20 protein-coding genes are annotated in these 19134 nt (G+C 56.4%); 8 read left to right on the forward strand and 12 right to left on the reverse strand.

Going from position 1 to position 19134, the window contains the following annotated elements:
• Positions 1–8: 8 nt before the first annotated feature.
• Positions 9–323 carry a hypothetical protein gene (locus tag RLDS_RS40200; RefSeq protein ID WP_031298126.1) on the reverse strand — a complete coding sequence of 105 codons (315 nt, stop codon included), beginning with the start codon at positions 321–323 and terminating at the stop codon, positions 9–11.
• 192 nt (positions 324–515) lie between these two features.
• Complete coding sequence (locus RLDS_RS40205) at positions 516–1352, reverse strand: DsbC family protein (protein ID WP_040603787.1); 837 nt, start codon at positions 1350–1352, stop codon at positions 516–518.
• A 309-nt stretch (positions 1353–1661) separates the two neighbouring features.
• Here RLDS_RS40205 and RLDS_RS54520 point away from each other — a divergent pair, with 309 nt between their 5' ends.
• The 6 genes from RLDS_RS54520 to RLDS_RS55290 all read left to right on the forward strand — a co-directional run bounded on the left by RLDS_RS54520 (position 1662) and on the right by RLDS_RS55290 (position 6030).
• Positions 1662–2099 (forward strand): hypothetical protein, encoded by a 438-nt coding sequence (locus RLDS_RS54520; RefSeq protein WP_021226062.1) that lies wholly within the window; start codon positions 1662–1664, stop codon positions 2097–2099.
• Positions 2100–2250: 151 nt separating this feature from the next.
• The gene (locus RLDS_RS56280) at positions 2251–2661 is read left to right on the forward strand and encodes a helix-turn-helix domain-containing protein (protein ID WP_021226063.1); all 411 of its coding nucleotides are present in this window, start codon (positions 2251–2253) and stop codon (positions 2659–2661) included.
• Positions 2549–3310, forward strand: coding sequence for a GntR family transcriptional regulator (locus RLDS_RS40215; protein ID WP_269078213.1), 762 nt, complete (start codon positions 2549–2551; stop codon positions 3308–3310). The genes RLDS_RS56280 and RLDS_RS40215 overlap by 113 nt, the downstream gene beginning before the upstream one ends.
• Positions 3311–3456: 146 nt before the next feature.
• Positions 3457–3588: a benenodin family lasso peptide gene (locus RLDS_RS55945; RefSeq protein WP_021226065.1), complete on the forward strand. Its 132-nt coding sequence runs from the start codon at positions 3457–3459 to the stop codon at positions 3586–3588.
• Positions 3589–3646: 58 nt separating this feature from the next.
• Complete coding sequence (locus tag RLDS_RS57395) at positions 3647–4297, forward strand: lasso peptide biosynthesis B2 protein (protein WP_161626724.1); 651 nt, start codon at positions 3647–3649, stop codon at positions 4295–4297.
• A 653-nt stretch (positions 4298–4950) separates the two neighbouring features.
• Complete coding sequence (locus tag RLDS_RS55290; protein ID WP_084514776.1) at positions 4951–6030, forward strand: asparagine synthase-related protein; 1080 nt, start codon at positions 4951–4953, stop codon at positions 6028–6030.
• 16 nt (positions 6031–6046) lie between these two features.
• Here the strand turns inward: RLDS_RS55290 and RLDS_RS54525 are convergent, their stop codons facing one another.
• From RLDS_RS54525 to RLDS_RS40255, 10 genes are all read right to left on the reverse strand, one after another.
• A complete protein-coding gene (locus tag RLDS_RS54525) occupies positions 6047–8164 on the reverse strand; it encodes an Atxe2 family lasso peptide isopeptidase (protein WP_236616856.1) in 2118 nt (705 codons plus the stop codon).
• A gap of 5 nt (positions 8165–8169) precedes the next feature.
• Complete coding sequence (locus RLDS_RS55295; RefSeq protein ID WP_031298134.1) at positions 8170–10752, reverse strand: TonB-dependent receptor; 2583 nt, start codon at positions 10750–10752, stop codon at positions 8170–8172.
• Between the two features lie 66 nt (positions 10753–10818).
• The gene (locus RLDS_RS40225; RefSeq protein ID WP_021226070.1) at positions 10819–11913 is read right to left on the reverse strand and encodes a FecR family protein; all 1095 of its coding nucleotides are present in this window, start codon (positions 11911–11913) and stop codon (positions 10819–10821) included.
• On the reverse strand, positions 11913–12476 hold the full coding sequence (locus RLDS_RS40230) for an RNA polymerase sigma factor (RefSeq protein WP_021226071.1): 564 nt from the start codon (positions 12474–12476) through the stop codon (positions 11913–11915). The genes RLDS_RS40225 and RLDS_RS40230 overlap by 1 nt, the downstream gene beginning before the upstream one ends.
• Before the next feature lie 572 nt (positions 12477–13048).
• The gene (locus RLDS_RS40235) at positions 13049–13975 is read right to left on the reverse strand and encodes a nucleotidyltransferase domain-containing protein (protein WP_021226072.1); all 927 of its coding nucleotides are present in this window, start codon (positions 13973–13975) and stop codon (positions 13049–13051) included.
• A gap of 37 nt (positions 13976–14012) precedes the next feature.
• The gene (locus RLDS_RS40240; protein WP_021226073.1) at positions 14013–14414 is read right to left on the reverse strand and encodes a type II toxin-antitoxin system VapC family toxin; all 402 of its coding nucleotides are present in this window, start codon (positions 14412–14414) and stop codon (positions 14013–14015) included.
• Positions 14407–14769: an AbrB/MazE/SpoVT family DNA-binding domain-containing protein gene (locus tag RLDS_RS0128115; RefSeq protein ID WP_201767477.1), complete on the reverse strand. Its 363-nt coding sequence runs from the start codon at positions 14767–14769 to the stop codon at positions 14407–14409. Before RLDS_RS0128115 ends, RLDS_RS40240 begins: the two co-directional genes overlap by 8 nt.
• A gap of 451 nt (positions 14770–15220) precedes the next feature.
• Positions 15221–15889, reverse strand: coding sequence for a JAB domain-containing protein (locus RLDS_RS0128120; RefSeq protein WP_084514778.1), 669 nt, complete (start codon positions 15887–15889; stop codon positions 15221–15223).
• Between the two features lie 401 nt (positions 15890–16290).
• Complete coding sequence (locus RLDS_RS40250) at positions 16291–16635, reverse strand: hypothetical protein (protein WP_021226077.1); 345 nt, start codon at positions 16633–16635, stop codon at positions 16291–16293.
• Between the two features lie 63 nt (positions 16636–16698).
• Positions 16699–17250 carry a helix-turn-helix domain-containing protein gene (locus RLDS_RS40255; protein ID WP_161626725.1) on the reverse strand — a complete coding sequence of 184 codons (552 nt, stop codon included), beginning with the start codon at positions 17248–17250 and terminating at the stop codon, positions 16699–16701.
• A 432-nt stretch (positions 17251–17682) separates the two neighbouring features.
• Here RLDS_RS40255 and RLDS_RS40260 point away from each other — a divergent pair, with 432 nt between their 5' ends.
• Positions 17683–18171, forward strand: coding sequence for a sigma factor-like helix-turn-helix DNA-binding protein (locus RLDS_RS40260; RefSeq protein ID WP_021226079.1), 489 nt, complete (start codon positions 17683–17685; stop codon positions 18169–18171).
• Between the two features lie 14 nt (positions 18172–18185).
• Positions 18186–19061: a DUF7146 domain-containing protein gene (locus tag RLDS_RS0128125; RefSeq protein WP_031298145.1), complete on the forward strand. Its 876-nt coding sequence runs from the start codon at positions 18186–18188 to the stop codon at positions 19059–19061.
• Positions 19062–19134: the final 73 nt, after the last annotated feature.

Here is a 19134-nt window from a genome sequence, read left to right on the forward strand (position 1 = left end):
GCGGGGTTTCAGACGACCATCCCGAAAGTCTGGAGAATCGAGTCCGCCTTGATCAGGCAGACGGCCGCGACGATCGTCGGGATGCCGATCATGATGTTCGAGAAGAGGCGCGAGACGCCGAACAGGAAGGCGGCGACGCCGCCCACGAACCCCAGCGGTCCCTTCACGCCCTGGTTCACGACGATATCGTAGATATCGTAGCCGAGGTCGCCCTGGGCCGGTGCCGAGAAGGCATGGGCAGGACTGCCCACCAGGGCCATCACGCCCAAAGGGAGACCGAGATTGGCCACCGCCAGGGCCCTGTTACTCAATGTACGCATCATGGCATTGCTCCGAAAATGGAACCGTCCAACCCAAGCCTGCCGGCATCGAAGATTCGCTGTCGGCCGGGGCGTCGGTGGACGGCTCCCTGAGCCCGCCGCCGCCGGCATCCTGGTTCATCCGCCCGCCTGCGATCAGGCGCTGGATGCCCTCCGAATTGAAATCACTGCGCCCCCTTCGGGCGCGCACCTGTTTCAGCGCCGCGCTTCGGACGCCGCTTTCGTGAGCGCCGGCTTTGCATGCCGGTCGAGGAACGCCTCGAGCTCGGCTTGCTGGAAACCCGAGATGAGCTTGCCATCGGCGATCAACGTCGGCGTGCCCGACACCCCGACCTTCGCGACCAGTTCCGCGTCGTCCGCGACTTTGTCCCGCCCTGCGGCGCATTGACGCAGTAGCGGCGGGGTCTGTCCTGAATAGGCGGCCTGGAATGCTGCTTCGCGGTCGGGTGAGCACAGGATATGCTCCGCCTTGGCTGCCGCAGTCGGGTGAATGCTGCTCACGAAGAAGATGAGGCGCCTGACCGGCTTGCCTTCGGCCGCCTTCGCCTTCCAGAAGCGATCGAGTGCCTGGCAATAAGGGCAGTCTGGATCGGTGAACTCGATGACCGTTGGCGCGTCGGCCGGGCCGATCGCCAGTGCCCTGGCGGGGTCGATGGCCTTCAGGCGCCGGGCCGCGCCCTGCTCCTGCGCCAATGCGGTGAGATTAACGCCATTGCGATCATAGACCGTGGCGAACAGGAGATGTTCGCTCTGCGGGGCAAAATAGATGATCTTGCCGCCCGCTATGGCCTGGTAAATCGGCCCTTCAATCGGGGCGGGACCAAAATCCTCAAAGCGCAGGTTGGTGAAGGTCTGCTGGAGCTTCGCCTGCGCCTCTGCGGCCACGGCGCCAAGATCGTTCGGGGTTTCTGCGGTCTCGCCTCGCTGGGGCTTTTGGGCCTGCACGCCTTGCGCTGCTGTACCCTGGAGAGGCATAATGCTCGCCAAGAGAGCGACGAGCATTGCCCCGCGACTGGAACGCGTTCTGGTCATAACCGCACATCTCCCTGAAATGGGACTTGCAGCGGATCGAGGTTGCCGATCGCTCGGAGTGTCTCGCCTTTGCTGCCGTTTCGACACGGGCTTGAGTGGCGTGACCTCCCATCGCCCCGCAAGGGACAAGGAAACTCAGTTCCGGTTTGGGGAAGTTCAGTTCCGGTTTCCGGAAACTCACTTCCGCAAACCGGAAGTATATTTCCGGTTTCTACTTTTGTTCTGTGGCCGAGCCAGTTGCTTTCCGTGCGTCCGCCGACGCTTCCCGATCGGACATGCGAGTCGCTGTGTGAAGCAGGGAGAAGGAAAATGGCGCGTCTGCAATCCAGGGCTTACAAGCTTCAACTCTCCGAGGATGGCATTGAGCTCTTCCTGCGGTGCCACTGTCGGCTGTGCCATCTGGTGGGAGACATGCTGCCCTACGGAACAACCCTATTCATCGCGGTTGATCTGCTCCAGAGTTGTGACGAACAGGACCTCGCATCCGAAATGTCCGACCCGGCACTCGACGGCCTGGGTGGGCGCAAGGTCAGGCATGTCGGCACCTCACCCATTCTTTCGGACCTCATCGATGGCATCTTCCGGACGCTCGCGCATTGCGGACCCGAGCATCCCGTACCACAGGTCTGGAAACTGTTCCTTGCGGCGCTGGCGCATATGCAGGTCATCGAAGATAGGAAAATCGTCCAGACTTTCCGCGCTATGCCCCGCAAGACCGGAAGACCGCCCCATCGTTCCAACCGATAGTCTCGCATGCGAGACTATTGTCCGGCCGACAATCAGAATTGCTCTCGTTTGCGCAATCTTCTCTGAATTGACGCCTGGTTTTTAATACAACACATTGCCGAGCATAGGCGATGTGACTTGGATCTTGAGCCGCTGCTAGGGAGACCTGCAGATGACGCCTCAAAGTTCGGGAAACACCGACTATCCGATCTTGTCATTTATCAAGGAGCTTTCCGGGAAGCTGATCGAGCGACGCCGTCGGCGGGATCGGATTTCCCAACAGACCCTTGCCGGCTCAATCGGGCGCAGCGACCGCTGGGTGCGCGAGCTCGAAGGCGGGGCAGGGACATCCGCACTCGAGGATCATATCCGCTGTGCCCATGCACTGCGGATGTCGACGATCCATGTGACAATTCCTCTGCTTGCGATGGAGCACAACATGGCCACGCCGCATGAACTTCTCCTGCAGGATGACCTTTGGCAGCTCGAGCAGGAACTGCTCGAGGTCATCGCCCGTCATCAGTCCGCCGCTGTGGCGCGCCTTGCCGCGCAACGCGGGGCGCCCGGGCGCACGGATCGGTAGCGGCGGAGCATCCGTGTCTCCAGAGCCAGTCGTTGCCGAAAGGGCTTATCTCCTCCTCAAGGCTGATATCATGGCGGGGAGATGGGCACCTGGCATTCTTCTGATCGAACGCGGTCTCGCCGCCGAATATGGCGTTTCCGTGTCGCCTCTCAGGGATGCGGCGCAACGTTTAGTCGGAGAGCATATGCTGGAAATCGCGGCTGGCGGTGGCTATCGCATTCCTGTCCAGACGCAAGATATGCTCCGTAGCCTCTATCGGTGGCACAGTCATCTTGTTCGCCTGATCATGAAGGCAATGCGCGCAGATGCATTGCCTCGGCCGGCAATCTCCTCGCTCATCGGCACCACCTCTTTGCCCCAGGCGACAACCAACCTGTTCCTGACATTGGCAGATATATGCGAAGATCCTGAACATACCCGGGCACTCAAATCTGCGACCGTGCGTCTGCATCAGGCCCGCCTCGGCGAAGCCCAGGTCATGCGCAATCTCACGCAGGAACTGCAAATGGTAGAGGTCGCGACCATTTTTGGTCGAGATCACGACCGTTTTGAGGTGCTCTGGGCCTACCACCGGCGAAGAATTCGTCGCGTGGACAGGATTTTCGAAGCAATCGGTCATCTACCGAATCAATATACCTCAATCAGTTAGTGCTGGTATTCATCGATCATGGGGCCAGTTCGGCAACGCGGATATCGGTTAGTCGCGCGCGCGAGACCTTATAAGATCCCTGATCTGATGTAACCTCGCTTATCCTTTTGGCGCTGCAATTCATGCAGCAACAGAAGGAGGTAACTATGGAACGCAATGACCATTCGGAAGCCGACCTGATCGATCTCGGCCCGGCTGTCGAACAGACGAAGGGCAATGATGGGGTCGATATCGATCACGCTGACCGGAGGCTGCAGTCGGGGCTCGCCGACGACTGAACAGCGCAATGGTGGCGCGCGGGCATTGCTCGCGCGCCACACCGTCAGGGGATGTCATATGGCATATAGCCTGCGACCTGGTATTACCTACACTTGGGTGGGAGAAGTTCCATTTCTCCTGGACATCAATCGCAATAGGTATTTCAAGCTGACACCTCGCGCGGCAGATGCTTTATTGCGATTAGAGAGGCGCGGAAATCAAAAATGCGATGATCTGAAGCTGCTCAGCTCTTTCGGTATTCTTCAGGAGACACACGAGGATTCTCTCATCCAGCCGGTTTTAGAACTTCCATCGATCAAAAAATCCTACTTTGAGGAGCCGCTGCGAACCTCACTCAAGTATATAGCGATCGCAGCCATTGACCAATTCTGGTCCTTTATCGCGATACGTTGCGTAGGGCTTCCTGTGGCGGTAGCCCAACTGCGGAAGCGAACTCAACGCAGGCCGTGCCAGCGAAACACGCCTAGCCTTGCCCATCTGATAGGCGCTTATCGCTTCGTCGACCTGTTTCTTTCCGCAGAGAGTCGATGTCTTGTGCGTTCCTTTGGTCTGGCAAGGTCCCTGACAAGGTACGGCATAACATTTGCTCTTGCCATCGGAGTTCGAACGGGACCTTTCGGGGCACACTGTTGGGTTCAAATCGAGGACAAGAGTCTTAGTGATAATCGCGACAAGGCTCGCGAATATACACCGATTATGGTGCTCTAATGCAACCGCGATACTTTATATCCGTTGGTCCGGGAGGAAACTCCGCGATGCAACACGAAAACGATCTTCCTTTTTCCACCTCTCACAATGATGTTCGGATCGATTCAGATCAGCCATTGCTTGTCATCGCCCGACCCCAGGCAACAATCGTGATATTGGGTTGGTGCCATCCCGTCGCTGCAAGGCAGCTGGATCTACATAATCCAGACCATCTAAGTGCAATGATAGCGATGGATAGTTCGAAATTAGTAAAATCTCTTTGGGGATCATATGTTGTCCTGATGTATGACGACGTAAAGCGTGTTGTGAGCATCCTTCGAGACCCATCCGGCGGAATGCCTTGCTATTATCGGTGCTTTCGGGGGGAGGTCGTCATTGCATCTCACATGGATATACTTCGTAAAAGGAAATATATAGAATATACTTTTGATGACAACGAACTTGGGCGCCATCTCCTTTTTCCTAACCTCAGGACAAATCGGACCTGCCTGGCGCAACTTGAGGAGCTTCCTGCGGGATACCAACTTCGAGCCGGCTGCGGGGCAATCGAATTCTCCTAGATATGGGATCCTTGGACATATGGGACGCGCGACGCCTATTACGATGATCCGTACGAAGCAATATCAGACCTGAGAACGGCAGTCGTAACGACAATGAAGATATGGGTTTCGCGGTTCGAGTCCCCAATAATCGGCCTTTCCGGTGGGCTTGATTCCTCGATTGTGGCAGCGACGGCTGTGCGCGCCGGTGCTAGGGTTACTGGCCTGACGCTTGTGACTGGCGAAAGTGCAGGCGATGAACGATATTACGCGCGTGAAACGGCGGAATATCTCGGGATACAGCTGGAGGAGCGATATTTCAGCGCAGAGCATACGGACCTGCAGTCAAGCCATGCAGCTCATCTGCCAAGACCGTTGGCACGCTCTTTCGCGCAGTCGGGCGATCAGGCCTATTGCGATGTCGCTGCCCAAGCACAGGCCGACGCTTTCATGACCGGAGCTGGAGGTGATAACGTATTCTGCTTTCAACAATCCGTTCTTCCGATTGTTGACCGCATTCTTTACGATGGAATGGGGCGGGGCGTCTCTCAAACAACCGCCGAAATCGCAGAAATGTCAGAGACCAGCATTATCCGCTGCGCAGCCTTAGCTATGCGTCGCGCATGGTTTCGCAAACCACAATATCGATGGAAAACGCGGCCGGATTTCCTCGCCCGAGATTTTTTGCTCCAACATGCTGAAAAGCCATCGCATCCTTGGCTCGATATGCCGGGTAAGGAATTGCCAGGAAAGGCAGCCCATATTGCATATCTTGCGCAGATTCAAAATCATCTTGAGGGTTTCAGGCGCGAGAACGTGCTGCCGATGATAAATCCCCTCATGTCGCAGCCTATTGTAGAAACGTGTTTGCGTATACCGACCTGGTTCTCGTGTATGCGAGGCGAGAACCGGTCGATTGCCCGTCAGGCGTTTGCGGGATACCTTCCTGATGCAATTCTGCACCGAAAAACCAAAGGTGGCCCGGATGGTTTTCTCCAGCAATTGTTTCATCTCAACCGCAAAAAAATTCGCAATATGCTGCTCGGCGGATATTTGGCTGAATCCAAGATTATAGACACTGCGGCGATTGAAGTGGCCATCATGAGGGAAGGTCGCGGTGATCACTTACAGCAGTTCAGATTGCTCGAGCTGGTGGATGTAGAAGCTTGGGTATCCGCGATAAAGATGCAATAGAATGAAGGCAGAATCCCTATTGTTCCGTTCTCATTGCACTCCACCGGGAATGCTCCGGGTCTGACTTTTTAGGTAGTGATTGCTGATTGAGCCAAAATTCAAACCACCTGATATTTCTGTTGTAGATCGCGAGTCGGTGTGTTGGTGAGTTCTTAATATGATCTTCATTGGGGAAGATGTATAATTCTATTGGGCGATTATTTGCTCTAAGAACGCCATATGTCTCCATTGCCGTTAAATATTCATTGTCCGAAACCTGCATTAAGATCGGAAGGTGAATTTTTTCAATATTTCGTTCAATTGAAAAGTTTTGCCAGAAATAGTTCTGCTCCCCTTTTAAAGAGGGGTATCCCATAGCGAGAAGTTCCGCTGCCCATGCCGAACCGCCATAAATCTGTGTCGACTTCGCCTCCTGGAATCCTGTCGAAACCGAGGCTGCTGCAAACAGGTCAGGCGAATTCACCAAGGCAAATTGTACGGTCGATGTACCATCGCTTAGGCCGGTGATACCTATGCGGTCCATGTCGATGTATCCGCGAGAAACGATCAGGTGAATCCCCTTCATCAACGCTGAATGCACGCTGCGTCGGTCGTTCCAGTTGGTCTGATTAACCGCATAGGCATCGGTCGCGGTGCGCACCGACCCATCTCTGACCGTCGTATAATAATCTGGGGGCCTTTGCAGGCTGAGTACCGCAAATCCATGCTCGGCCAGAGGAAAAATCGGATACTCGTCGCCCACCCCACCTCGTAGGAAACCTCTGGTAAGATATTGGACTACTACAAGCGGCACTTTGCCGTTGGGTGGGCGCTTGCGGGGCAGAACCAGATCGCCAAAAGATTCTATACCGATATCATTGATCCAGTGCAGCCGCTCGACGCTTCCCATACTCAAATTACGAAATGAAGGATTGGGATCGAAAAGCGCAGTCATTGCACCGGTGTTCACGTTTATGCGGACAATCCTCCTGGGCCTTATGGACGTCTCGTGGAGGCAGATGAGCGTATCGGAATCGGAGTCCATCTCGCAGCCGGTAACCAGATCATCCGTACTAAAAAGGGCGACGGGAACGGATTTCATGTCCCAGCTGTAGAGCTGTAGCTCGCTTTTTCCCCATCCGGCTCGCCGCAGAAAAAGGAGCTTCCGCCCGTTCGCGGTCCACCACATATTGAGGATGCCGTCCGCGCACCGATAATTATCGCATCGCCGCCTGCGCCCATCGGCATGCTGCAACCACAGGTCGATAGGCGATGTAATGCTTCCCAACTCCCTCTGCACGAGTTGGGCCACGATGCGCTGGCTCCCTGCCGCCCGGCGGAATAGGCCTTTGAGTTGGATGGCACCGTTCGCATTTGCGGAAAGCTCCTCATTGCTGGCTCGACGAATGTCGGTGCCAAAGGCCGTTGAAGAATGGAATTCGATAGGAACAGGGCCCGCGATCGAGGGACGAGCATCCCGCTTGGGCACGAAGCTATCGTCATAGAGAAAGCCATCCCGGCCTCGCAGGTCGATCTCCGCTTCAAGTTGTGCAGCTTGAGGCTCATTGCCAAACAACAATCTGCCACCCGGCGTCCATCCGACTTGGCGAACCGCTGTTTCGGAAGCCGTTGTAAACAGCATGGATCCGCTCTCAGTCGATATGACCCGAGCCTGAGGGATGCCTCGGATCGATACCAAATAGGCGATATACCGACCATCGGATGACCACCGCGGAACGTTGATGATTGGCGAACCATTGATCCTTCGAAAACCACGAATGGTCGGCGCCCCGATAATCAGCCCTGTTCCCAGATCGAGAATCCGGGCCGGAGCCTGGCTTGAGGCATCGATCGTGACGAGCGCCTGGCAATAGTCGTTAAGAGCGGGGTCTGCCCGGCTCATAACGAACGCTAGACGTTTGCCATCAGGCGACAGCGCCAAGGGGCTACTGGGCAGGTCTGTGCCCAAGTTCGGCCCTATATCACGCAAACCAATCAAGTCGGCAGTCGTGACCCCACGCTCGCCTCCAGGCCCGTTTGCTTTATCATCGACGAGATTCCGGCAGACATCGTGCGTTTCAGCGGTGGCCGCCTCGGCATGAGAGGCAGCCACGATGAAGCCGGCGCATGCTGCCAGCATCGTGACGGATTTCATGTCGGTCACCAAGATTTCGAGATCGAAAAGCTGACATACCGACCCCAGGGTGAGTAATTGGCGGAGTCATATGGCGCCTGATTTACCGAAGTGGTGGTGATGACGGAGGGTTTGTCGTTGAAGACATTCTGTGCGGAAAGCGAGATATCCAGCCCTCGAAAAATCGGCGATGCGCTATCAATCTTTAGCCGGGCTGTGAGATCAAAGGTGGTCATTGAACCGACGTCGTATGTCACGGTTGCACGCCGATCTTTCACGCTTCCTATATAATTCACAACCGGGGTAAGCTTGAAAGGCCCGTTTTCCCATGTGAAACCTGCGACGCCCCGGAGATGGGGAGGGAAGAAGAGGGTGCCGGCGAGATCGGTTTCCGGCTGCAAAGCGCTCAGCCGCTGCTGACTCTCGATGTAACTACCGGTCGCCCAAAGAGAGATGTCTCCCAGCTGATCAAAATCAATGCGATGGTTTAGACTGATATCGAACCCATCGATTTTCTGACGTGCCGCATTGGCATAGCGGCTATAGATAATCGCACCCACCTTCGCTGGATCCCAAGGGCCGCTCGAATTGTTGAAGAGTGTGGCCCCATCGAGCGCCGCATTGATTTCCCCCGCAGTTGGATTGAGGCTCACGAGATCCGCGTAAATTGGATTGCTGAGCGCTTGGGTGATATAGGTCACCGGCGTTACGATCCGATCACGGTAGCGGATCGAATAATAGCTAACCTCCACCTTGGAATTGGGCGAGAATGTCGGCTGTAATATTACTGAGGCGGTCCAATTTTCGGATCGCTCCGGTTTCAAGTCAGGATTGCCACCGCCGCTATATAGGCCCACAGTTCCCGCAGGAAATCCGGTTCCCCCAAACACCCCGATATTATAGACACTTGCACCCCGCACGCTATGTAATTGATACAGTGTGGGTGCCTTAAAGGATTTACCCCAAGAAAATTTGAATGTCAGGCCGTAGCCAGTAGCTAGAACGGCCCCCAGCTTGGGTGTCGCTACGTCTCCTATGCCGGGATAATCTTCATACCGAACCGCGCCATTAACAATAAGTGATTGAACAAATGCGCCGTCAGCTTCAGATCGGACAATTGGGGCATTGATCTCGAGAAACCCGTAACGGTTGTCCTGGCTTGCTTTGATGCTTTGGCTTGTCGTAATCTGCGTATTATATCGGTCCATGAAATTTTTTCGATATCCGGCCCCGATTGCTGCTTTGATAGGACCTGCACCAAAATCAAACAACGTTACTCTCGAAATTCCTTCCAGACTGAATGCTTTGTTGCAGTAGCAAAGTTCTGTGCTCGATTTATTGCCATTACTATAACTATCATCTCCAACGAGCGTCCGATCTTCGGCGTAAACGCCCGAAAATGTAATCTCCCATCCAGCGCCTGCTTCAAGATCAATGCTGGGTGCCACGCTGATTGTTCTTGTGTTTGTTGCTCGGCGCAGACCCTGTATGCGATAGTCACCAGCAGTTGTTGATGCAAACGCCCGGTCGGTTTTTCGCTCGCCATACAGACCATCGATGCTGAACGTCAGGCCGGACATGATTTCCTGATGCCCACTCAGCAAGACATTGTGCCGGTCGAAACCCGGATAAAGTGTCAAGCCCGGCGAGTGGTCCGCGGCATAGTCGCGTTGATTTGCCAGAATAGGCGTTGAGTGTGCGTAATCATAGGCAAGGATGAAGCCGCCGGAATCCCATGTCGTCCCGCCGGTCAGGCTGTAATTCTGTTGTACGTTCCCTCCGTCGGTAGAGGCTCCCCAATAGGCACGCGTTGTCAGGCCGCGATAGTCCTTGCGCAGGATGATGTTTGCGACACCAGCTATGGCATCAGAGCCATACAGTGCAGAGGCCCCATCGGTTACAATCTCCATCCTCTCAACAGCTGCAAGCGGAATGGCTGAAATGTCGACGGACTGAACGGCGGTATTGAACGCCAGACGGTGGCCGTTGAGAAGCGTGATGGTTGCATCGGAACCAAGGCCGCGCAGGTTGATTGAACTGGCCCCGCCGAGATTGCTACCAACGCTTTCGGGGACATTCTGACCGATTCCCGGATTCTGGCCGGCACCGGAAGCTATAGGCAACGCTCGTACGGCGTCTGCTAAACTGTTGTACCCGCTATCGAGAATACGCTCACGATCAATAGTCTGTGTGGGTGAAGCAGAATCGACGCCTACGATCAGCGACCCGGTGACAATGATATCGTTGGTCCCATTACCCTCTCGATCTGTGGCTAACGCTTTTGTCTCTGCGTGAAATCGGGACTTCACCAAGATGGCACGGCCCCGCACGCTTGCAACGAGGTCCGAGTCCTTGAGAAGAATCGCAACAGCTTCGCTGGCCGAAAAGGTTCCGTTGAGAGCAGGCGCGCGCCTTCCTTCGACAGATTGAACCGGGAACATGATTTCGCGACGAGAGGCACTTCCTATCGCGCGAAGCGATGTTCCCAGATCCTGCGCAGGGAGATGATACTCCTGCTTCTCTTCAGCTGCGATCGCCAGTGGTGACGCGACGGCCATTGCCGTAAGCGCTACCGCCGACATTAGAAGATTTCTTGCGATGTTTCCCATGACGCTCCCCAGGCATGATGGCCGGAAATTCCGACTTCCTGGGCAGCAACAACTGAGATCGATCTTTTATGAAGGTGGCCGGCAGCTCTTCTCTTTATAGCCGGTGCACGACACGGTGAAGAGTAAAGAGTCCGACGTGGTCACCAATGCAAGCCCGAGTAGATCAGCCAGATTTTCGGCAAGTCGCCTGGGATCTGTTATGCGATATGTGCCTGACACCCTGATTTCGCCTAGATCTCGGGATGCTGTCAGGAGAGGCACGGCGCTATATCGGTTTGCTTCGGCGAGAAGGTCATCCAGGCGCACGTTTTCATACTCTCTCAACCCATCCGGCCATTGCCGATCCACCACATCAGGATCAGGTTTTTCGCTAACTTGCGGCTGCCCTCCGTCCTTGAAGGAATATTGCTGACCAGGCGAAAGGCGCAAAGCAGCTCCCTTTTCAGTTACCGTCGATCCGAGACGGTCAATGTCGACGGCCCCGCGCATCAGGCGCACCGTTACCCGGCGGTCATCTCCTAGGCTCACGTCGAATATCGTTCCTCGAGCGGTGACCCTGCCGTTCCCCGCGAAAACCACGAACGGCCGCGTCTCGTGGAAGACATCGAAACGTGCCCGGCCACGAACAAGCCGGAAATCCCGCTTTGCTTTCCCGAACGCAACGAGAAGCACGCTGTCGGTGTCGAGCGTCACTTTCGATCCGTCGCCGAGCCGGAATGTGCGAATTTCGCCAAAGGCAGTTGCAAGCTGGACCGGATGGCCGACAGATGGCGAGGCCGATACAATTGACTGTGGCCTCTCGGGATTGCGCGCGCGCATCGACGATATCGACAAATATAAGACGGCGCCGCCAAGCGCTATGATGCTGACCGTCGCACAAGCGATGCCGATTGAGCGATTTGCTTTCCGCTGTGGTTTTTGCGAATTCTCCTGCGACCGTTCCTTATCAAGCCCGGCTTTCCCATCCCCCTTGAGAAACCTGGCATTACTGAAGGTTTCCGCAATGCGATTATAGGCCAGCCGATGGACAGCGCCGCGCGCGAGCCAGGCCTCGAATTCATTGCGGCGGATTTCAGCTTCCGGTCCCCGCATGATTACAAACCACTTGGCAGCTTCTTCACGCAACTGCCCATGCCGCTGCGGCGTATCAGAGTCTTCCATTATTCCTGCTCCAGCGCCGCATCGATGTGGGCAAGGGCCCGTGCAATATGATATTGAACCGTAGGGATCGATATTCCGAGCCTTTCTCCGATTTCCCTGTACGTTAGCTCGTCCACCCGGTGAAGCAGAAATGCCTGACGGGTCTTTTCCGGAAGTTCGCTCAATGCCTTGCGGTAGATCCGCATCATGTCTTCGACCTCGATCTCATCTCCTTGATTGGCAGGTGTTGCGAGTTCGTAGCCATCATCGAATGACACATGCGAGCCGGCCAGGCGGTTCTCGAGGCGTTTGGTGCGATTGAACAGCAGGTTCCGTGCGATACGCTGCAAGTAGGCGGCGGGGCGCACCGGGTTTCGAGTGTCCAAGGCCCCCAGGAGCCGAACGAATGTCTCATGCACAAGATCACTTACGTCCTCAGCGCCGCGCAGGCGCGTTCGGAAGTAACGCTGCAGCTTGGGCGCTTCGATCGCGTATATACGACTGAACTCGATAGCGGACGTTTCGGCCGATGCGGGCGCATTGACCGAATCCACTGGGACGGGGTGTTCGGCATCGATTGACATGGACCCACGGTTCCTCACAGCACGGCAGAGACCCCCGGGAACCCCGGGCTATCTTGAGTGAGGTGAGCCGTGTTGTCTTCGAAACGAAGGGAACCGGCGCTCGACCCGTATGTCGAGCTTCGAGATACCTGACAGGACAATCCTGCGGGCGGCTGCCAGCTTCCAGCCCGCATTTAGCACTATGCCCGCAGAATGGGACTCGATCAAGACAATGGTATCGACGTCAAATTAGTACGCCGTTATTCTACTCAGATGTATCCATGCTGCAGGGTTTCGAACGAGGGCCTGGCCAATCCGGTCACACTCGTGACGACTGACGAAGCTTGTAAGCGTCGATGCCAATGGGCGTTATGATGCCGCGATGGCCTGCATCCGTCGCCGCCTAGGCGGGATCGGTTGAACGTCCGACATCATTACGATTTCCTCATCCGGCGGGAGTTGCATGATCTCACAATAAGTCAAACCCCGCCCGGGAATTTCCGAACGCATGCCTATCAGACTGTGGCGCTGGTCGCGCGTTTCGAGCTTGCAACCGGAATTCAATCTGAAGGAGGCGACGTCTCTCTTGAATGCTATTCCGCTGCCCCGACATCGATTTTCAGTTTCGCTATTCGCTCCGAACAGACTTTGTGCACGAGTTCGCCAAGTATTTGAATCCTGCCCTGAAGCCAGTTCAGTTCTTCGGGCGAAATGTCGAAATGCTTCGAGTGCTGGCCTTTGCGGTAGGCCTCCTTCAACTTCTGATACATAGCGCGTTCGGCATGTGTCGCACGGGGCCAGGCTTCAAAAAGGCGGGTGTCTAAACCTTCAGCCATTCCCCGGAGAAAAATGATATTTGGATTGCGAGGTGCGTAAAAAGTAAGTGTCAGAAGAACGCACTTATACAAGCTCTCAGTCGTTTGATGCAGCAAGAATGCTGCGTTACTGTAATATCCCTTTATTTGATAAAACTCTGCGCCCTCGAACCAGCGCATCGAGGCAGGAAACTTATCCTCAAAATACTCTTTTGCAGCAAGGTAAGCCTGATTTGGTGTCTTAGGTTTAGGTTCCGCCAGTGGCCGATCATCCGACTGATAAAGAACGATGCCGTCCTTCGCGATTTCGGAGAATAGAAGCCGACCGTGCGACAAACCGTCGTTCACTTGCTGAAGCGAATGAACGATGAAATTGACCGGAGAGCGGATGATCTTCTCGACCTGATAGGCATCGTAGAGACGTTGCTCTGTCTCTTCCCAATAGAGCGCGCCATCGGTCAATTCCTTCTGGTTGACGATGATCAGAATATCGTAGTCTGAGGTAAACTGGTTCGAGTCGAACGGAGCATCGACCCAGTCCCCACGTGCGTATGAGCCGAAAAGAATAACTTTCAGAATACGCGCCGACTTGCGCCGACCGGTCGCATCCTGCGTCGCCTCACGAAATCCCTGAAAGAGAATTTCGACCACACGATCCAGTTCGCGCTGCTTGGCGATAGGCAGATGGTTAAGGTCGATACGCATCAGAAGCCAAAGCCCCAATGGCTAAGCGGGATCACCCTCATCTGACGATCTCCACGATGATCCCGGCGTCCAAGCTACCCCATGCCTTGTCTGCAGTGACCGCGACCCCGTTGCTGACCTGCGCCAGCGCAAGGCAGGATCGATCGCCAAGCGATAGGCCCAGGCTGCGCGTAGATGCTCTTAACGTTCCGCCAAGATCGGCCTGCTGACGATCAGCGGCCACGATTTCAATGTCGAGTTCAGCCAGCATCGCACGGGCCTCATCAGCTTCGACCCCCCGGTCGACGAGTTTGGCGAACACCTCATGATAGTTCACCGCCGATACCAGAGCGCCGGCCAACCGCTCCTCGACGAGCTCGGCTCCCGGTTCGCCAAACAGGAGGCAAAGGAGCGCCGAGGCGTCCAGAATGTAAGCGCCATTCTGTTCGATATCAGTCACGTGCTGCCTCGGCGCGCCGTTCGGCAATCAACTCATCGGATACCAGGCCGTCAGACGGCGCAAATGCCCGCAAGCGCTCCTGCACTCGCCGTAGAGCGGATCGTGCTGGGCGGATGCGAACCTCGTCACCATTGAGCTCGAAGAGAACGGTGTCGCCATTCTGCAAGCCGAGAGAACGCCGAAAATCGGCGGGAAGCGCCACCCGGCCGCCTGCAATGACCTTGCCTCGCAAAATAGCCATGCCATCTACTCTATCGTCGGTACCAACTGAGAAATGGTACTGCATTTCCGCGTCGTGTATCAAGTGCCCGGATTGGAAAACTTGGCCGCCAAATGCAAGGTAATGCGAGATCATGACGTCGACTGCTTGCTCCAGGGCATCCTTCGTAGAACGCCTGAGTTTGAGGTCAGTGCAGCGGCCGTCTGTCGGGTCGTCCCGTCGGACCAAGGCGCCCAGTTCTTCCAGTTTTGTCGACCGACGATGCGCTGTCGACGATGCGTAGTCCGTGGAATGGCAAGCCTGATAAATGCGTTCGCCCTCGATCTCGGCGAGGTAGATTTGTAACAGTGACCACAAGTAGGGTGTGGACGAAAGCTTGCGTCCTATATTTTTCCTTATCGCAGCTTCCAATCTCAGAAGGGTTCGGCAGGCCGCTGCTCGGCTGGCAAGCGACGAGGCGTCATCCGACTTCCCCCCAGGTGAACTGCCTGAAGGGAACCTCACGAACAGCCGCCGTACGATCGACCACAGGGGCCGCATTCTCTCCGTCCCGTACGGTTCATAGCAGCAGATTCGATCCTGCGAATCATAGATATCCTGCCCTTCGAAAGCTCGTCGTACCGTTCCGCGCCACGATAAGGTGATCATGAACGACGACGTTGAGGCAGTTTGCCGCCTTCGCTATCTTCTCCGTGAGTTCTCGGTCCGCGCGCGAGGGCTTGGAGCAACCTGATGGATGGTTATGGACTAGCAATATCGCGGTCGCCTCAAGATCGAGGCAACGCTTGAGTATCTCCCGCGGTGAGGCATAGACGCCTGTAACAGACCCGACGCCCAGAACCTCGTCGGCGATGAGCTCGTTATTGGCATTGAGGAAAAGTACGCGAAGTTGTTCGATGGGCTCGAAGGCCATGCGGCTTCTGAGATAATCGAGCAGCGTCTGGTCATTCGATAATATGGGGCGCTGCACAAGGCGGCCCCGGAGTATTTGCGTCATCGCGCGGCGAAAGCAGGCGAATGTCCGCTCCACCTCTATCGAATGGTCCAGCAGTTCGATTCGTTCTGCCGAACGTGCCGACACGGCCTCACCAAGTGAGCCGAAACGAGCAAAGAGGCGTTCCGAGAATTCTTCGGCGCGATCCGGGCAGGTGAGGCCGATCAGGCCTTCCAGGGCGCGTCGGCACCCAGGCGCGTCAATCTCATTCGGTGCCTCCAGGTCGCAGTCACCAGAACAAGCTGACCCATCCAACTCCATAGCGCCAATGCGTGCATGTAGGTCCGGGGTACCACATCGGGTGCAACCATCAGTGCGATATGGATGATGACCTCCGCGCCGAGCATCGCGGCGATCCAGATCGGCCAAAAGCGCGTGCTCCGAATTGAGAGCCATAGGAAAATACCCAATAGCGACAGATCGATGAAGAGGATGCCGGTTTCGACACCCCGGAAGCGAATGCCGAGAGGGGAGGCCGCAACGACTGTCAGACTTGCCCCGCCTAAAAGGGTGGCCGCCCCGATCCGCTCGGGTTGGCCACCTCTGATGAAGGCATAAGCGGTGCTCAGGAGCAAAACGGCAAGAAACAGGACTTGTCTCGTCATCATATCGTAGAGGAACGATAAATGGCGCGTTGCGTCAATTTCTCTCGACCAGATGCGTCATACCGCCCGGAGATGTTGTCCGCTGGGCCGAGACGTGTCGCCTGCCACCTTGAGCAGGTCGCCATAGCTGGTCTCGGTCAGTCCGATCGCATCGCTGGCCTGTTTGAGGTTGGCATGCGTGATGACGATCTTTTCCCGCGTTTCCGAAATCAGCAGCATGGCCGAAGCAGAACTTTGAATGGCGTCCTGGCCGATCATGGCGGAAAGACGGGCGTCAAGCCGCGCAAGCGGAAGAGCGGCGTTGAGTTCCGCTATTCGGGCAACAGCGATATCGATGGCTTCTTCGGCCGCGAATAGGCGTCCGGCGACTTGCTTGGCGATGGACTGGCGTTGAGCGCGCATGGTTTCTCCTTCCCGCCCGGTGGGGGCAGGTCATGGTGATGGACTGAAGGAAGTGTTGCTGCTCTACTTTTCCACGAGGGTGTTGAGTACGAGAAGCAAGGATATCCCGCCCCCCACAGCAAAGAGCATTATCGTGGTCAGGATTGCAAAAACGATCAGCGTTGAAGATCCATTCAGGTCATTGAGTTGCCTCCCGGCGACGCGGAGCGGCACAATGCCTTGCAGAGCGGTAAGGCTTTCGCGAACGCCAAATGGTCGTTGTTCTTCCGCGAAAATATCCTCGAAACCGTCTTGCGTGGCCAGTGCATCCACCTTGGTTACGGTAGGCGCAGATGACCTCGAATCGTCATCCTGGGGAATAGTCACAGGATAGGGGGGGCAATATATGCCCCCCCTTCGAGCTTCCCATTCCACAAACAGATGTCCCGCTTTCAGCCGCGATACGCCGCCAAGCTTCTTTCTGGTTTCAAGAATATGATTGTTTACGGTGTGTGGAGAGAGGTTAAGGGCCCGACCGATTTCTTTCGCCGAATAGCCCTTGGCGGCCTCTCGCAGGCAATCACCCTTGCGAGCGCTGAGCGCTTCGAACACCTCTGAAAAGTTGACCTCGTCCAAGGACGTATCCCTTCGCCAGTTCGAGGCGACCGGAAGCTGCATCCTCTCTCAACCTGGCATTCCAATCGATTTGCCGTCAGCCTCCGATCACGTCGCATTCTGTTTCAACCAAAAACCTTTCTAAAACATAGCCTGTTCACATTGAATTTAACAGAATGCTTTACGCGCTCGGCGGGCGGTCAGCACCGGCTCACGCTTCAGGCAAGGGCTGTAGCGCCATCAGACGGGACGGCTGTACGAAGAGCCGCCGGTCTACCTCGGCAACGTCATCACGCGCGGGCCTCACACATCGCGGCAAAAATTGGCCCTCAAACATGGCTGGTCATCTGCCCCCAGGATTTTTCCCGCGCAGAGCGGCGACGATTTGCGCGACTGTTCGGAGGAGAAGAGGGACGGGGGGGAGCGAGGATCATCCGAGAGGAACCGCTTCCTATGCGCAAATTTGAAATCCTGTCCCTGCTCAGGGGCCTTACCACCTGTCTCCTTGGCACCGGCTGGCTGAAACCGGACGGTCAACGCGCAAACAAGTTTGATCTTGTCGATGCCATTGCGGATCAAGTCAGTGCCCCTTCACGCTCGGCGATCGCGGTTGCCAGAAGCAGGCTTGAAGGTGCCCCGCTATTGCGCATCGATGCTGGCGAGACGCAGACTCAAGAGACCCGTGAAGGTGTGTGGGTCAGGGCATGGATCTGGGTGGAGCAGGATGCATTGGCATCGAGCGACGCCTTACGGCTGACGAACCTCGGCAAGAGGCTCGCACAATTGGAACCCCAGACCAGAGCCGTATTTCTTGCTTATCGCGTCGAAGGGCTGTCCTACTCGGCAATCGCGCGTCGTCTCAACCTGGAAATGGTCGAAGTTCAGGACGAGCTGGCGGCGGCGCTTGTAGCGCTATCGGCCGCGCTCGACGAACAATCCTGAGAACTGCCCGTACTATGAGATCAACCGATCTGGAAACCCAGGGCGCGAACCTGTGCCGACGGCTGGGAGGGGTATGGCATAAGGATCGGGGATTGTGTCTCTGCCCCGCCCATGACGACCATGACCCAAGCCTCTCCGTCCGCGTCGGCAACTCCGCCCTGCTGTTCAAATGCTTCGCAGGCTGCGACACGATCGCCGTTCTGCGGGCTATCCGCCGCCTTCACCACGATCTGCCCGAGCGAGGTCCTTCGATCTCATCGGTCAGGCACAGACCCTTGCAGACCGGATCGGGGCCGGCACTGCGCGTCTGGGAGGCCTCCAATCCGATCGCCGGCACGCCTGCCGAGGCTTACCTTGCCAATCGCTTCCTCGTGCCGCCCTGGCGCGACCTTCGCTACAATCCGCGCACGCCTTTGGGGCGGGGAAGGGCTGCCGTTTTTCGACCGGCGCTCATCGCCGCAGTCCGCGAGGGACATCGGCTCGTTGCAATCCATCGAACCTTTCTCGATCCGTTGGCTGGCTTGAAAGCCAGCGATCTGACGGAACCGCGGATGATGCTGGGACGTCCAGGCCGCGGCGCGGTACAGCTGGGCGCTGCGACCACCGTTCTTGGACTTGCCGAAGGCATCGAAACGGCGCTTGCTGCCATGCGTCTTCATCGAATTCCTGTATGGGCGACACTTGGCGCCGAACGCGCTGCGCACGTCCTGCTGCCCAGCCGACTGGAACGCCTCGTTCTGCTCTTCGACCGGGATGCAGCAGGATGGAAAGCGAACCGCCAGATCCGGCTGGCCCACCAGCATAGCGGGCTGGAGGTGTTCAGCCCATGGCCCCCTGTTCCTCATAATGACTGGGCGGATTTGCTCGAGCAAATGCCGCGCGCGGCGTGACAACCACGCAAACGTTTTTGCGGCCACGAGCACAAGCGCCATTCAATCGTTGACGATCCCTAACGCCGGCGTC

Source organism: Sphingobium lactosutens DS20, from assembly GCF_000445105.1.
GTDB lineage: Bacteria > Pseudomonadota > Alphaproteobacteria > Sphingomonadales > Sphingomonadaceae > Sphingobium > Sphingobium lactosutens.